The following is a 15,780-nucleotide window of genomic DNA, read 5'->3' as shown; positions in this document are numbered from 1 at the left end:
TCTAGCAAGAATTCCATGTGAAAAGGAGGATGGCATCTCCATGTCTTGGTTCTCTCCACAGGTAACAGACACGTTCAAGGCATTCTCATCTGCACATATGGGGGCACTGTTTCTATTTATCGTGACAGTGCTCCTCTTATATCGATGGCGTCATTGGTATCGACAGGAGAAACATAACCGATACGGCAGATGCGTCCTAATAAGTTTGCTCGTCCTATCTGAAGTAACCTTGAATATATGGTATGTGGCAACAGGGATATTCCGTGCGGCGGATACACTCCCGTTCGAGCTATGCAGCATCTCCTTATACATGTGTGTGCTCATGCTCCTGTTCCGAAGCAAGAAGATATTCCATATTGTTTATTTTACTGGTATCGGGGGAGCGCTCCAGGCACTGCTAACGCCAGCTCTAGACTATCCGTTCCCCCATTTCCGATTCGTCCAGTTCTTCATTGCCCATATCGCAATCATCCTCGCGGTGCTGTATATGGTCTGGATAGAAAATGTGAGGCCTACGTGGAAATCAATCGGTTATGCGATGCTGTTCCTTAACGTTCTGCTCGTTGTAGTTGGGGGTGTCAACTATATAACAGGCGGCAACTACATGTTCTTGGCTCACAAGCCGGAGACTGCTTCCTTATTGGATGTGCTGGGGCCTTACCCGTGGTATCTTCTATCACTCGAGGGTGTTGCACTGGGAATGTTCATTGTCTTGTATCTTCCATTCTTTATTGCAGGACGACTGCATACAAGCAGCAGTACGGATAAAAATCTGCGAGGCTGATTCAGAGTGCCGATTGGAGCAGCAGCTTCAAAATGTCCTTGTATATCAAGAAAAGGGATTGTGCCATAGCACCATCCCTTTTCTTATTTTCATCGCAATCATAGATTACAATTTATTCCTCTAGCTTGTATAATAGATATGTACAACACACCTTGAGTGGTTGGCTCCCTCCGGAAAGGAGGTGAGTCTATGAACTTCTCCTTCTCCGATGTTATCATGTTCGCTACGTTTCTCGTCGCGCTACTGACGTACATGGATAGAAAAAAGAAGTAACCACTCATGGTTAGCCGCCGTGGGTTACTTCTCTATAGCGTATGAAATTTATGGAGGGGAAAATCCACTCAAGATGTTTGTACTGGGAACGGATGGCAGTCCGTTCCTTATTTATTGTATCGCTCTTATTACATATTATACCTGATTGCCGCCACTAATCAATTGAAATAAACTACTAATTTCAAGTTTCCAGCTACTCTTATACAGGCAAATGCTCCTACACCCGGCGCTTCTCGCGCACTTCCTCCATTGTTTCCATAAAGCGGCGCTCCGCTTCCCCCATATACGTATCACTGCGGCGAATATAGACAACGGATACCATATTGAACGGTTTCGGTATGGCGAATACTTGCAGTTCGCCTTCTTTCTCTAGACGTCTTACTGCGGCCCGAGGGACAACCGTTATGCCGAGCCCAGCTACAACCGTTCCGATAATCGTCTCTAGTGTCCCGAATTCCATCACCTTTGTTGGCGAAATCCCCTCAAGCTGCATCCACTGCTCCAGTTTCGCTCGATATCCGCAGCCTTTGCGGAAGACAAGTAGCGGGCGGTGCAGCAATTCCCGCACATGGAATAACGGCTGCTTCCCGTCTACGGCACATTTGCCGCATACGAGCACCAATTCCTCATCGAACACTGGGTACTGTTCTACGTTCGATACCGTTACCGGACCGGATACGAATGCCCCATCCAGCTTGTATTCCAGCACTTCTTCCGTCAGCTTGTCCGTTACCCCCGCCATTAGCGACAGGTCGACCTTCGAATATTTCTGATAGAACAGACTTAATATATCAGGCAATCCCACGACCGTCTCTACTGAACCGATCAGCAGGTTGCCAACAGGATCCTCACTGTCTTGGAACGCCTTCCTCATTTCACTCATGAGCATTGACATCCGCTCTGCATAATAGAGCAGCTTGCGGCCTTCCGCATTCAAGGTCATGCCCCTGCGATGGCGATGAAACAGCGGATGCCCAACCTCCTGCTCCAATGCACGGATGCGAGCCGTTACGTTCGACTGCACATACCCCATCTCTTCAGCCGCACGGCTGACACTTCCATGCTCTACGACGGACATGAAAATATGAATGTCACTCAAGTCCATCCTAATAACTCCTTCACACTCTATGTTAGATATCATTATTAGTGATATCTTAAATCACTTTCAATTATTTTACAAGATATCAGAAAAGTCATAATATGAATTTCAGTTGTTATCGAACGTTACTATAAACGGAATTGTTAAGCAATCTCTATTACAGATACAGATAACGCTTGGCATCGTGTGGAGTGGGAGTGAGTGGCATCATGAGTAAGAAACATTTTTGGCAGGGAGCTATGTTTTGCCTCTTTGCAGCAGTAGCATGGGGGGCAATGTTCCCGATTGCCGAGAGTGCGCTGCATCATATCGATCCGTTCTGGTTCTCCGGAATTCGATACAGTATCGTCGGCCTATTACTAGCTGCACTGTTATTGTTCAAGGAAGGCAAGGCAGCATTCAATACAAAGGGACAAACCTTCAAAATATGGCTGCTTGGTCTGTTCGGGTTCACTATTTATAACTTCGGCGTATTCTGGGGACAACAGCAGCTCGGCAAATCAGGAGTTCTGCTTGCCTCTATCATGGAATCGTTCATGCCGATGCTGGCTGTACTGTTCGTATGGCTCGTAACGCGCAAAATGCCAAAGATGTCAACACTTGCTTGTGTGATCACCGCATTTATTGGAGTTATCTTCGTCGTGACGAAAGGCGATCTTCACTCCCTTGCAAATGGAGGACTGAAGCTGCTTCCACTCTTGTCTGTATTTGCAGGGATTACGGGGTGGGTCATTTACACCGTTAGCAGCGGACAGTTCGCTGGATGGTCTGCACTTCGTTTCTCTACCTTGAGCTCGCTGTACGGCGGATTTACAACACTGGCTATCGTTCTCGTCATGACTGCTCTAGGCATCGTCGATGCTCCATCTGTGAGCACGGTTGTATCGATTGCGCCGGAGATGAGCTTCATGATTCTCGTAGCTGGTCTGCTCGCCTTGCTGAGCTGGATTCAGGGGGTTCAATTGTTGAAGCCGATTAATGGCATGCTGTTCATTAACTTCGTGCCTGCAACGACGTTCATTATCTCCGTCATACAGGGTTATGAGGTATCGTCAGCAGAGTGGTTCGGCACACTGCTTATCGTCAGCGCTCTAATCGTGAACAATCTGTTGAGCCGCCGTGCATCGCAAGAGGCGGAGACTAAGACAGCCAAATCAACAGCCGATTTGCGAAGCCGTCTTCCGAAGAAGCGTTCCCATGCATCAACTGGTTAATCCATTCCTTTGCACGAACCAACGTAGGCCCCGAACGAATAAAAAGGTGTACCGCGCAAGCGGTACACCTTTACAATAATTGTAAATTACGACAGAATTGTCTCAGCAATTGTCCGAACCATAACTCCAGTTCCGCCCTTCGGATCAACGCCACGGCTGGATGCTAGGAATGCAGTTCCTGCAATATCCAAATGAATCCAAGGCAATTCGTCAGCGAATGTTCCGACGAACAAGCCAGCTGTAATCGTTCCTGCTCCACCTGGTATAGCATTGCGCAGATCTGCAACGTCGCTTTTCAGCATATCCCAATACTCTTGATTGGAAGGAAGCTGCCATACGAGTTCATTCGTACGGGATGCAGCCGCTTTGAGCGTATCGTAGAAGGCATCATCATTCGTTACAACACCTGTTGTAATCGAACCGAGCGCGACCCCGACAGCACCAGTCAACGTTGCTGCATCGATCAGCTTGCTTGCGCCAAGCTCCTTCGCATACGTCATGCCGTCAGCCAGTACAAGGCGTCCTTCCGCATCTGTGTTGAGCACTTCAATGGTACGTCCGCTGTAGGATGTAATCACATCACCTGGCTTCAACGCATTGCCAGCAGGCATATTTTCCGCCGAAGCAATCACGCAGATCACGTTCTTCTGTGGACGAAGACGTCCAATTACGGACATCGTGCCGAGCATTGCAGCTGCGCCGCCCATATCACAGATCATTTCATCCATTTTCGCAGAAGGCTTCAAGGAAATACCGCCTGTATCGAACGTAATCCCCTTGCCGACGATGCCATAAACATCTGTCCACTCGTCCGTGCCTTGGTATTTCAGAACAATCATGCGTGGAGGATTCACGCTGCCCTTGCCAACGCCGAGCAGACCCCCCATGCCCTTCTCTTCGATCTGCTTCTCATCGAGCACATGTGCTTCGAAGCCGAACTGTTCAGCCAGTTCCAACGCTTGTTCTGCGAGTGTGCTGGGAACTAGCACGTTCCCTGGCAAGTTCGTCAGGTCACGCGCATACGTTGTACCGAGCGCATAAGCTTGACCCGTCTTAATGCCTTCGTTCCATGCTTCTGTCGCCAGTTCCGCTGCGTACAGATTCAGGGATGCAAAGGTATGAGCTGGCTTCGCATCTTTCTTATAGGTAACGCGCTGATAAGCCCCCAAGAGGAAGCCTTCCACCATCATATGTGCGAACGATTGCGCTGCTGCCGCATCAGCCTGTACAAGCTGTTCCGGTACGATAACCGCTACACGGCTCAGGCGATGCTTAACCGCTACACGAGCAGCCTCAGCAAGACTAAGACGTACTTGCTTCTCTGTCAACGCTTCTTCCTTGCGTCCTACTGCAATCAGAACAGGAGTCTTCTCTTCTCCTGTAGCTACTACATAAGCCTTGCAGCAATCTGCCTCGAACAATCCGCTACGAACCGCTGCCGCACAGGCTTCGGCCCCTGGGAATCCAGATGCATTCTCGAATTCAGCTTTTGTACCAATTACTACAACAGCGTCTGCCTCAATCTGAGCAGATGCAAGTGCTTGAGCTTGAATTTGTACATCATTCATCCATGTTGCATTTGCTAGTTTCATAATGTGATCATTCCTTTGTATTAAAAAATGATGAATGCCAATGTCTCCCTTATTGTACCACAACCCTGATCGTTGTGGCTTCATAACGGCAGACATCGGCTGCGTTGGTGAGGCTTCTTGCCCTTACAAGTATTTATGCGAGCGGCAATCGAATCGTAAACAGCGTCCATTCTCCCTCTTGGCTGTCTACCTCAATTAACCCGCCGTGATTTTTAATAATTCGATAACTGACAGACAACCCGAGTCCAGTACCATCGGCCTTCGTTGTGAAGAATGGATCGAATAAGCGCTCCATCGTCTTCAGGGACATCCCTCTTCCGTTGTCCCGAATATGTATCTTCGCGAACCGACCGTCCTGCTCTGTCACGATGCGGATATGCCCTTTCCGTACAGCGGCCACATCATCAATCGCGTCAATCGCATTGCGTATCATATTCAATATAACCTGCTTAATCTGCTTCACATCAATGGATACAAATAATGAGCCCGAAGCGGAGTTGTCGACCAATTCAATCTCGCAGCCTTTCATAACAGCATCGCTTTCGGTTAGGAGAACAACCTCTCGTAGAAGGGATGAGACAGGAACTTCTGAGGTCATAGGAGCTGATGGCTTGGAGGAATTCAGAAATTCAAAGATGATATCATTGGCACGATCAATTTCTGCGAGAATAATCTTCGCATACTCTTCCTTGCCAAGCTGCATCAGATGCGGCCTGAGCAATTGAATGAAGCCGCGAATCGAGGTTAATGGGTTGCGTATTTCATGCGCAATAGCTGCGGCGATTTTACCAAGAATAGCTAGCTTGTCATTTTGATATGCCGTTTGTTCGATGCGCTTGAAGTCAGATACATCTTTAATGCTAAATAAATAATCGCCATCCATCTGATCCCCGTAGGTGACGGTGACAAGATAATGTCGATCCAGACGATCGGAGAATTCGTGATAGCGCTTTCTTTGGAGGATAGTGTCTTTATATAGACGGAGGAGCATTTTACGCTTGTCCCTTTTGAGTAAAGGATGAAAAAGCATTTCACGCAAGGAACAACCTACAAGTGCTTTGCGTGGTACATCCAGCAGTTTGGCCGTCTCCACATTAATGAAAGACAGTACGCCGCTACAGTCAAATAATACGATTCCGCTATCCATATGCTGAAGCACGTTCTCGTATTTGTCACGAACGCTCTTGGTGGAAAATAAAGCTTGTGCGGACTGAATCCAAGGCTCACGTATCGGGTTCAGCGCCACTGCAATCCCCTCCTTGCCTCTCTCTTCTGTCTTTATAGCTATCATCCACTCTAAGAAATATAGGAACGAACGATGAAATGCCTTAACCCCATCATTCCAGTCAACATGGGCCAGAACAGTAAACATTGCATCCTCGTGCAAGCTAAGAAGATCCTGCTGCAGCTCCAGTGAATGTAGCTCCATGGCTAATTCCCTCGCTACATGCAAATCCTTCTCGTCCCCGTTCATGATATAATTCCACAGCCCTCTACAATATCTTTGAATCCACTCATTCTCACTTCGCACTTGCAGCTTGCAGTCCGTGGTCAATGTGGCTCACCTCATTTGTACGGTAACCGTATCCAGGTTCGTCCCAACAGCTTCATCATAGTAAACTTTTGGCAAAATCGTCAACACTAGATAATGTCGAAAATGGACAAATAAGCTCATTTCCCTTAAAAGTAAGCTAAAATGCCCATCTCATTGCACGACAAAGAGGCGCCATGCGCCTATCGCCCTACGATGAACGCGCCTCTGAGCACGCTGTTTGACGATCGGCTGCCGCCTCTTCCTCTATCCTATATGACAGACAGCTTCTATTTTTGCTTCAGCAGCTTCGCTCTGCGACGACTCATTAAGGCCAACCGACGCTTCAGCTCCGCTTCCCATTGTGTATCTTTCCACTGCTTGGCCAATGCAAGCAAATCAAGCGCATTATCGATTTGTGTCTTCACTAGCTCTAGCGGATCATCATGCTCTTGATTAATGCAGTTCTCGAACATACCTTCATCATCTGTGTGTACATAGTCACGGAAGTCAATTTCTTCCGCACCGTCATCTGATGAATATTCCGCCAGTATTTCGTATTCGCTTTCAACTAAGTAATGGACTTCAATGCGATGACAGACCGGACACAGCAGCAGGGGAACATTATGAATGCGTGTTCGATAATGCTGCAGGGTACCCGTTGTCCCGATCATGCTTGCTCCACAACAAAAGCTCATGTTCTCCCTCCTCGCTCTGCGGTAAGCTAAGATTATTGTAGTGTATTCGATAGCCCCTCTAATAATTCCTTTAATTCTGATAAAACTTCCTTCAAACGTCCTACCTTAAGCTCCCCGCGTATAACTGTGTGCCCATGGGCATATAGATGTAAATAATACAAAGAAGCGGGAGGCATACTTATGAAATCAAATGTACTGTTCATCGCCTCGAAGCAAATTCAATACGTACATTATGACGAATCAAACCTCAAATTGGTTGTGCACTATGCAGATGGGAAGCAAGACGCATTTTCATCCATATCGTCAAGCTGGTTCGAGCAGTTAATGCATTCTGACAATCAATACGATGATGTCATGAAACTTTCGGAAGGTCTGTTAAATGGAAGCTTGAAGAAGCGTCATGAACATGTGTGAGCGTCAATATTTCCAAGTTTGAAATCAAATGTAAAAGCATTTTCATTTTCAAAGGTTCCAATCCTTTTTTCAAATATTCATAAAAGGAACAGACATGAAACACCGATTGCATGGATAGTATAGGTTGAAGCATGAAGTGATTTCCAGGAAAGGAGGAGCGCTTATTCCTGCTGCCGATGCACGGACGCCATCATCCTATCGTCAACATTCTGCCTTGCAATTGTTACTTAGAGACCCCTTTACCTTATTCGCCTATTGGTTCATCACAGCACGCACACAAGCAGCCGTAGAGCGACACTATCGAATGGGCTGGAACGAAATGACCAAAGTGATACAGCTGTATGAAGTACCGCGTGCCGATTTTCCTCACTGCAAGCTAGGCGCATCTAACCAAGTATTACTGCATCCCGTGGAATCGCATGAGAGCTCCGTATATCTGCATCCTGTTAAGCCGAATCGTTCATACATAGCTGATTATGGGATCATTCCGGCATCGCAATCCTTTGTACCACTTGCACGTTCAACATTCGTTCATACCCCCTACTTGCAATCATATGGCGAATTCCCTGAGCAGATGGGTGCCTTACAAGCCATACAATTGGAGCAAACAGAAGCCGGATCGCCATTTCCATCATTCTCATCTTATACGTTATATGAAAATCGAGAAGGAGTTTGTGAATGAACGCATTTGTCCCAGTATGCTCTCATCCCAGCATGCACACGCAAGGATTAGTATCCCTCGTTCTGCATGCACATTTGCCTTATGTGCGCCACCCGCATGTACAGCGCACATTGGAAGAACGCTGGTTTTTCGAAGCCATGTTGGAGACGTACCTCCCACTGCTTCATACCTTTGGCCAGCTTGAGCGAGACAACATCCCGTTTCGCCTTACGATGACGTTAACCCCGACTTTGCTGTCCATGATGGACGATGCGGAGATGAAAGTGCGGTTTGAATCCCACTTGCAGCGTTCGATTGACTTGGCTGAATCCGAAGTAAAGAGATTGGCAGGCCACAATGACCTGCAGGACGTCGCTGCAATGTATGTGGAGCGGTGGCATCAGTTGAAGTCCATCTACGCTCGGCTCGAAGGCAATGTCATTAATGGATATCGGCATTATGTCCAAAAAGGGAACTTGGAATGCATGACATGTGCTGCAACTCATGCCTTCCTCCCTCTAATTAAGCAGCCATCCCTAGCTTACCTGCAAATTGAGGTAGGGATGCGGGAACACGAGCGGCTGCTCGGCAGACGGCCTAACGGAATCTGGCTGCCAGAGTGCGCCTACGCACCAGAACTTAGCCCGCTTCTTCAGGAATGCGGGATTCAATATTTTATTGTTGATCACCATGGATTCGTCAATGCAATGCCGCAGCCAACAGCTATGCATTATGCTCCTATTGACACAGGAGGAGGGGTATTCGCCTTCGCACGCGATCCAGATTCTTCAAGACAAGTATGGAGCACGCACGAAGGGTATCCGGGTGACCATGATTATCGAGAATACTATCGCGACATCGGCTACGATCTTGGCTGGAACAGTGCAGATGAATGGGATTATATTCGTCCTCACCTGCTGGATAATGAAGCACGAATCAATACAGGACTCAAATATTATCGTATTACCGGAGTACATGACGTTCCTAAAGAACCATACCGACCAGAATGGGCCCTGCACAAAGCTAGGGAACACGCACGTCACTTCTTGAACAACAGAGAACTTCAACTTGAAGCGGCTCAAGTAGATGGGGATCGCCTTCCGATCGCCATCAGCCCCTATGATGCGGAACTATTCGGGCATTGGTGGTTCGAAGGCCCGCTATGGATAGAAGCATTATTCCGAGAGCAGTCGGAACGAACCCGCCATCATACACAACGCATTGAGTTCGTAACACCAAGTGATTACCTATCGCGATACCCCAATCAGGAAAAGGCTCAATTATCGTTCTGTAGTTGGGGACGCGGCGGATATGCGGATGTCTGGCTGCAGCAGGGAAATGACTGGATGTATCCACGTCTTCATGAGACGGAAGATCGAATCCTGCACACTGTATCCCATATCGATAAGGAGGCAGCTTCAAGCTTCCATGACATGCAAGAGCGCATTATCAATCAAGCTATCACCGAATGGATGCTCGCAGCGAGCAGCGATTGGGCTTTCATCGTAGATGCGGGGACGGTGACCGAGTATGCTGGGATGCGAACGACTCAGCATCTGGAGCGATGCCACAACTTGCTGGACATGATTGAGCGGGGCGTATACGACCAAGTACTTGTCGAGCGGATGGAGGGAGAATACCCTTGCTTCCCTACAGTTGATTATCGGCTTTTATCCAGCAGAGCTAGGCATTCAATCGAGCGAATGTACCATTTCAATGCAGCCTATCCCCCTACCAAACGAACTATACCATTCAACTGTCCCCAACCTATTTTGGCACATCATCCACAATATCGTTCCAACAAACGCATCTTAATGATAGCTTGGGAGTTCCCGCCGCTCGTTGTAGGCGGGCTGTCACGAGCCGTATATGATCTCTCCCGCCATTTAAGCAAGAAGCAATGCGAAATTCATGTAGTCACTCGCGAAGTGCCAGGCGCACCTGACTATGAGCTAATGGATGGGGTTCACGTCTATCGTGTCCCACTTATACAGACAGCTTCACCACTAGAGTTCATGGATTGGGTGTTCCATATGAACGCTGCCATTTCATCACTCGTTGATGATCTCGTAGATGCCGGTCTGACCTTCGACCTCATGCACGCCCATGATTGGCTCGTCTACCCTGCCGCAGCAGACTTGAAGCAGACTTACCATTGGCCGCTGGTTGCTACCATTCATGCCACCGAGCATGGACGCAATCATGGCCGGCTGCACGGCGAGCTTCAGCTGCGAATCCATGACATGGAAGCAAGCTTGACAGCAGAGGCCGACCATACCATTGTGTGCAGCCATGCCATGATTCAGGAGGTCGCATCTCTGTTCGATCTTACACGGCAGCGCGTTACCATGATACCAAATGGGGTTGACGCGATTGACATAGCTATACCAGCTGGTTCGATCAACAACCTAGAACATCGCACTGATCTAGTAGATTCCCAACTTCTCTTCTATGTTGGCCGCCTTGTCTATGAGAAGGGCATCCATATTCTCATTGAGGCAATGCCACTTATTATACAGTCTGTTCCACAAGCGAAGCTGATTATCGCCGGTACTGGACCCATGAGACAGCAATTAGAGGCTCAGGCCGCACAGTTAGGACTGCAAGAACATATCCTCTTCGCTGGATTTGTACAGGATGAGGCACGGGATGCGTGGATTGCAGCCTCATCGGTATGTGTATTCCCCAGTCTATATGAACCCTTCGGAATCGTTGCGCTTGAAGCAATGCGGTTCGGAACACCTGTTGTCGTATCAGACACGGGTGGACTCGCTGAAATCATTGATCATGCTTTAGATGGATACAAAGCACTCCCAGGTCATATTGAATCATTAGCATGGCATGTAACGGATCTCCTCCTCCATCCTGAGCGAGCTGCTCAAATGGCTGCAAAAGCACAACAGAAGGTTCGAGCACACTACGACTGGAATACGATAGCTGTGTCAACGAGACAAGTATATGAAGGAGTGATCGCTCGATGAAGGCAGTGATTATGGCAGGCGGCAAAGGTACACGGCTTCGCCCGTTGACACTAGGCACACCCAAGCCAATGGTTCCCCTATTGAATCGTCCGTGCATGGAATACATTATTGAATTGTTGAAGAGGTACGACATTCATCAAATCGCCGTTACCGTACAATATTTGCCCGATGTGATTCGCAACCATTTCGGTGACGGCTCCAAATATGGCGTGCAGCTGCATTATTTCGAGGAGGACGCTCCTCTCGGTACGGCAGGCAGCATTAAGAATGCTGAGTCCTTCCTTAACGAATCGTTCATCGTCATCAGCGGCGATGCCTTGACCGACTTCAATCTGCGCCAGGCCATCCACTATCATAAGGAGAAGCAGGCAATCGCTACGATGGTACTGACGCAAGTAAGCTTGCCTCTCGAATATGGGGTGGTCATGACCGATGAAGAGGGCCGGGTCGCCCGCTTCCTTGAGAAGCCAAGTTACGGAGAAATATTCAGCGATACCGTCAATACTGGCATCTATATATTGGAGCCAGAAATATTAGATTGGATTCCGGAGCGGGAAAGCTATGACTTCAGTCTGCATCTCTTCCCAAGACTGCTTCAAGAACAGCAGCGACTATACGGATATACTGCTTCCGGATACTGGTCAGATATTGGAAATTTACAGCAATATCGGCAGACTCAATTCGATATGCTCGATCGCCGCGTAGATGTGCACATTCAAGCAGCAGAACCGATGCCAGGTCTATTCGTAGAGTCAGGCGTGAGGCTTCCTTCCCGTATTAGACTGAGCGGACCTGCCTATATCGGATCAGATTCGATTCTCCACCCTTCCTGCTCGATCGGACCATATACCATTCTCGGCTCCGGCAATATTGTGTTCCCGCACAGCTCACTTACACGCTCCATCTTGTGGAACGGAAACCGCGTTGCCAAACACTGCGACATTGAAGATGCGATCCTGCTCCACCGCACGAACATCGGCAGTGATGTACACATTCAAGAAGGCGCCGTTATTGGAAGCGGCTGTACGATCGGCGATAAATCCCATATCCGTTCTCAAGTTAAACTGTGGCCGAACAAAGAGGTTGAAGCACATAGCATCGTGAATGCTACGCTCATCTGGGGCAATGCAGCTGCCTCGCTGTTCAAGGGCAGCAAAATAGGCGGAAGTCCGAATAGCGAGCTGACCCCAGAATTTATCGGCAAGCTGGCCTGTGCTTATGGATCGATCCTCAATCGGGAATCATCTATTGTTCTGGCTGCATCTTCGCATCCTTTTGACACCATAATGAAGAATGCCTGTGCAGCAGGACTTCAATCACAGGGCATTCATATCATTGATATCGGAGACGCTCCGCTGGAATGCTTGCGGCATGCTGTTACCACACTGAAGGCCGATGGCGGCATTCATTTCAAGGTACTGTCCGCTAGCGAGGATGCCAAGTTCGAACAAATGGTGATGAGCTGGATGGATGCAAGAGGAATGCCATTCGCGAAAAGTTTGGAGCGTAAGATCGAAAATGCCTACTTCCAAGAAGACTTTGCGCGAACACCAATCGAATATATGGGGCGCAGAAGAAGCGAAGAACACGCGATAACCTCCTATTTTACAACACTATCCAAGGCCATTGACTTCAATCTAATTCAATCTGCAAGCTTCAAGCTCATCGTTCAGAGCTCAGGTGCAGAAGCAGCACTCGTTCAACAATGGTCTTCCCTGACCGGAGGCATCCTGCTGCATACCCAATCTGATGTGCCGTCCCCAGCTGCCGTTATTGAGCATATTCGAAATGTTCAGGCTGACATGGGCATCATGCTGACCGAAGATGAAGGGTTCCGCATCTATATGAGTGACGGCACAAGCATGCATCATAATCATCTTCTTCCGCTGCTGCTGCAGGCGCTTGTCCAAACGGGCGTCAACGCGAGCATTGGAGTGCCGATCAGCGCTCCTGTTACAGCAGAGCAAATTGTCAGTCGCAGCGGGGTAAGGATCGTACGGACGCAGGAGCCGCTTCGCTCCCAGATGGAAGCCACGAGCGGCATCGCCTTGTTGCCTGCGGCACATCGCTTATATGCGATTAGTCTGATATTGCAGCTCATGGCAGACACCGGACAGCCGCTGCACGAACTTGTTGCGGATATTCCAACCCTGCATACCGCCATTGAAGAAGTGACCTGCCCCCGTTCTGACAAAGGCAGTGTCATGCGCGAGATGACCGAGTGGGTTCGCCAGTCCTCCTATCGCGCGGAATTTCTGGATGGAATTAAGATTGAGACGCCTGAGGGCTCCATTCTTATTCAGCCGGATCAAGAAGAGCCTTTGTTCCGCGTTATTTCACAAGCAGACAGTATGACCAAGGCGCGAATTCTAGCTCATGAATATGCAGGACGGTTAATCCAGACGCAGTCCCCGTTAAGGAAGTGATGACGTGCCGCGCCATCTAGTCGTTGGAAATGGCAAATTTCTCGTGAACCTTGACGAGCACGCCTATGTAAGGGATGTCTATTATCCGTATGTTGGTCAACTGAATCATACAGCCGGCTATCCCAGCCGTCTCGGGGTATGGGTGGAAGGTCAATTCAGCTGGCTAGGCGATCCAGAGTGGAACATTCGCCTGGCTTATCAAGAAGATTCGCTTGTTACCGATGTAACCGCCACACACGAAGGGCTTGGTATTGTGCTTCATATGAATGATGCCGTTCACCAGCGGGATTCGATCTACTTGAAGCGGATTGTCATCTCGAATGGTAATCCAAACCCACGTGAAGTACGCTTATTTTTCCATCAGGATCTGTCCATCAATGAAACGGAAGTTGGCGATACAGCAGGATATTACCCTGACAATGGCACGTTATTTCATTACAAAAAAGATCGCTACTTCATGTTCAATGGCTGCATCACCCAGCATCATGGTGAAATAGCAGGCATACACCAATACACGACAGGCATCAAGCGATTTCATCAGGCAGAGGGAACGTGGAAGGACGCAGAGGATGGGCATCTTATGGGAAATCCTATCGCCCAAGGCTCTGTTGACAGCACGATCTGCTTGCGCACGATCGTCCCCGGCTCAGACAGCCGGGAGAGCTATTATTGGCTCAGTGTTGGTAATCGGCTTGATGAGGTGAAACAACTTGATCGATATGTAAGAGACAGCGGCCCTGCACAACTGATCCAGCGTGTCAGCACCTACTGGAAGCGTTGGTCGAATCAGCACCAGCTTGATTTCGCCGATCTGGAGCCCGAGCTGATACGCCTATTTAAGCTCAGCCTGCTTATCATTCGCACGCAGACAGACGTGAACGGGGCAATCATTGCAGCGAATGATACGGACATTATGCAATTCAATCGGGATCATTACAGCTACATGTGGCCTCGGGATGGCGCACTTGTCGCGGAAGCGATGTCCGCTGCGGGATACCATGGGATGACAGCCCCCTTCTTCCGCTTCTGTGCGGATGCGCTGACTGCGGAAGGATACTTGCTGCACAAGTATAATCCTGACGGCACCGTCGGTTCCAGCTGGCATCCCTATCTGCGCGACGGCAAATCGCAACTGCCGATCCAAGAGGACGAGACCGGACTTGTGCTGTGGGCACTGTGGAGATATTACGAACATCACCGAGACATTGAGCTCCCTCAATCACTCTATCAATCCTTAATCCGCAAGGCTGCCAAGTTCATGATTCACTACCGCGATCCCGAATTGAAGCTCCCCCTGCCCAGCTATGATCTATGGGAGGAGCGGTATGGAATATTCACCTTCACCGCTTCAGCTGTTTACAGCGGCTTAGTAGCTGCTTCCAACTTTGCATCTCTGTTCGGGGATGAGGAACGAGCTGACCGCTTCCGCAGCGCCGCAGAGGAAATCAAGACAGCGATGCTTGCCCATCTATGGAATGAAGAAGCCGGATGCTTCGTACGCGGACTGTACCGGAAAGAAGGGAAATGGGCTCAGGATTGTACGCCCGAGAGCAGCATTCTAGCCATTTATATGTTCGGTGTACTTCCTGCTGACGATGAGCGGGTACTGTCAACCGTTCGCGTATTGAAGAGCAAGCTGTCCATTCGCAGCCAGACAGGGGGGATTGCGCGCTACTGGCGGGATTACTATTTCCAGCGCAGCACTGATCCGAGCCTTGCTCCCGGCAATCCCTGGATCATCTGTACCCTCTGGTTCGCAGCCCATGACATCGATACCGCCTCCAGCCTGAAGGAACTGCAAGCCGCACATGATACCTTGCGCTGGGTGGAAGCACACAGTCTGGCAAGCGGATTGCTTCCTGAGCAGTTGGATCCATTTGATGGTTCTCCACTGTCCGTTGCACCCTTAACTTGGTCACATGCAACATACATTCATACCGTTCTGAAGTATATTGAGAAATACAAGCAATTGGAGGCAGCCTGTTTATCCTGAACTTAGAGCTTGAATAACCTCTAATATAGATTCCCTCTAGCTGTTGAATTCGACATCTCTCTTTCATACACGAAATAAGCCCCGCAGATTTCTACGGGGCTTTCTTTTCATTTG

The 15,780-nt window shown here is 48.9% G+C and carries 11 protein-coding genes; 7 read left to right on the top strand and 4 right to left on the bottom strand.

Annotated elements, in window-relative coordinates:
• Positions 1-40: 40 nt before the first annotated feature.
• Positions 41-784: a YwaF family protein gene (locus BBG47_RS02760; protein WP_065290421.1), complete on the top strand. Its 744-nt coding sequence runs from the start codon at positions 41-43 to the stop codon at positions 782-784.
• Between the two features lie 490 nt (positions 785-1,274).
• On the opposite strand, the gene BBG47_RS02755 is transcribed toward BBG47_RS02760, so the two are convergent.
• On the bottom strand, positions 1,275-2,162 hold the full coding sequence (locus tag BBG47_RS02755; RefSeq protein WP_065290420.1) for a LysR family transcriptional regulator: 888 nt from the start codon (positions 2,160-2,162) through the stop codon (positions 1,275-1,277).
• Between the two features lie 203 nt (positions 2,163-2,365).
• On the opposite strand from BBG47_RS02755, the gene BBG47_RS02750 reads away from it, so the two are divergent.
• Positions 2,366-3,370 (top strand): DMT family transporter, encoded by a 1,005-nt coding sequence (locus tag BBG47_RS02750; protein ID WP_065290419.1) that lies wholly within the window; start codon positions 2,366-2,368, stop codon positions 3,368-3,370.
• A gap of 86 nt (positions 3,371-3,456) precedes the next feature.
• On the opposite strand, the gene BBG47_RS02745 is transcribed toward BBG47_RS02750, so the two are convergent.
• The 3 genes from BBG47_RS02745 to BBG47_RS02735 all read right to left on the bottom strand — a co-directional run bounded on the left by BBG47_RS02745 (position 3,457) and on the right by BBG47_RS02735 (position 7,191).
• On the bottom strand, positions 3,457-4,962 hold the full coding sequence (locus BBG47_RS02745; protein WP_065290418.1) for a leucyl aminopeptidase: 1,506 nt from the start codon (positions 4,960-4,962) through the stop codon (positions 3,457-3,459).
• Positions 4,963-5,095: 133 nt separating this feature from the next.
• Complete coding sequence (locus BBG47_RS02740) at positions 5,096-6,517, bottom strand: ATP-binding protein (RefSeq protein WP_065290417.1); 1,422 nt, start codon at positions 6,515-6,517, stop codon at positions 5,096-5,098.
• 266 nt (positions 6,518-6,783) lie between these two features.
• Positions 6,784-7,191, bottom strand: coding sequence for a hypothetical protein (locus tag BBG47_RS02735; RefSeq protein ID WP_021254519.1), 408 nt, complete (start codon positions 7,189-7,191; stop codon positions 6,784-6,786).
• Between the two features lie 180 nt (positions 7,192-7,371).
• On the opposite strand from BBG47_RS02735, the gene BBG47_RS02730 reads away from it, so the two are divergent.
• From BBG47_RS02730 to BBG47_RS02710, 5 genes are all read left to right on the top strand, one after another.
• Positions 7,372-7,605 carry a KTSC domain-containing protein gene (locus tag BBG47_RS02730; RefSeq protein WP_065290416.1) on the top strand — a complete coding sequence of 78 codons (234 nt, stop codon included), beginning with the start codon at positions 7,372-7,374 and terminating at the stop codon, positions 7,603-7,605.
• A gap of 136 nt (positions 7,606-7,741) precedes the next feature.
• Entirely contained in the window at positions 7,742-8,287 is a 546-nt protein-coding gene (locus BBG47_RS02725; RefSeq protein ID WP_175400467.1) for a DUF4912 domain-containing protein, read from the top strand.
• Entirely contained in the window at positions 8,284-11,247 is a 2,964-nt protein-coding gene (locus BBG47_RS02720; protein ID WP_083189049.1) for a 1,4-alpha-glucan branching protein domain-containing protein, read from the top strand. The genes BBG47_RS02725 and BBG47_RS02720 overlap by 4 nt, the downstream gene beginning before the upstream one ends.
• The gene (locus tag BBG47_RS02715; RefSeq protein WP_065290414.1) at positions 11,244-13,673 is read left to right on the top strand and encodes a sugar phosphate nucleotidyltransferase; all 2,430 of its coding nucleotides are present in this window, start codon (positions 11,244-11,246) and stop codon (positions 13,671-13,673) included. Before BBG47_RS02720 ends, BBG47_RS02715 begins: the two co-directional genes overlap by 4 nt.
• Positions 13,674-13,677: 4 nt before the next feature.
• A complete protein-coding gene (locus tag BBG47_RS02710) occupies positions 13,678-15,666 on the top strand; it encodes a glycoside hydrolase family 15 protein (RefSeq protein ID WP_065290413.1) in 1,989 nt (662 codons plus the stop codon).
• The last annotated feature ends 114 nt before the right edge of the window (positions 15,667-15,780 follow it).

It is taken from the genome of Paenibacillus sp. KS1, from assembly GCF_001680695.1.
Taxonomy (GTDB): Bacteria; Bacillota; Bacilli; order Paenibacillales; family Paenibacillaceae; genus Paenibacillus_B; species Paenibacillus_B suaedae.
The sequence above is the reverse complement of the archived record's forward strand: the minus strand, read 5'-3'. Positions and strand labels throughout refer to the sequence as shown.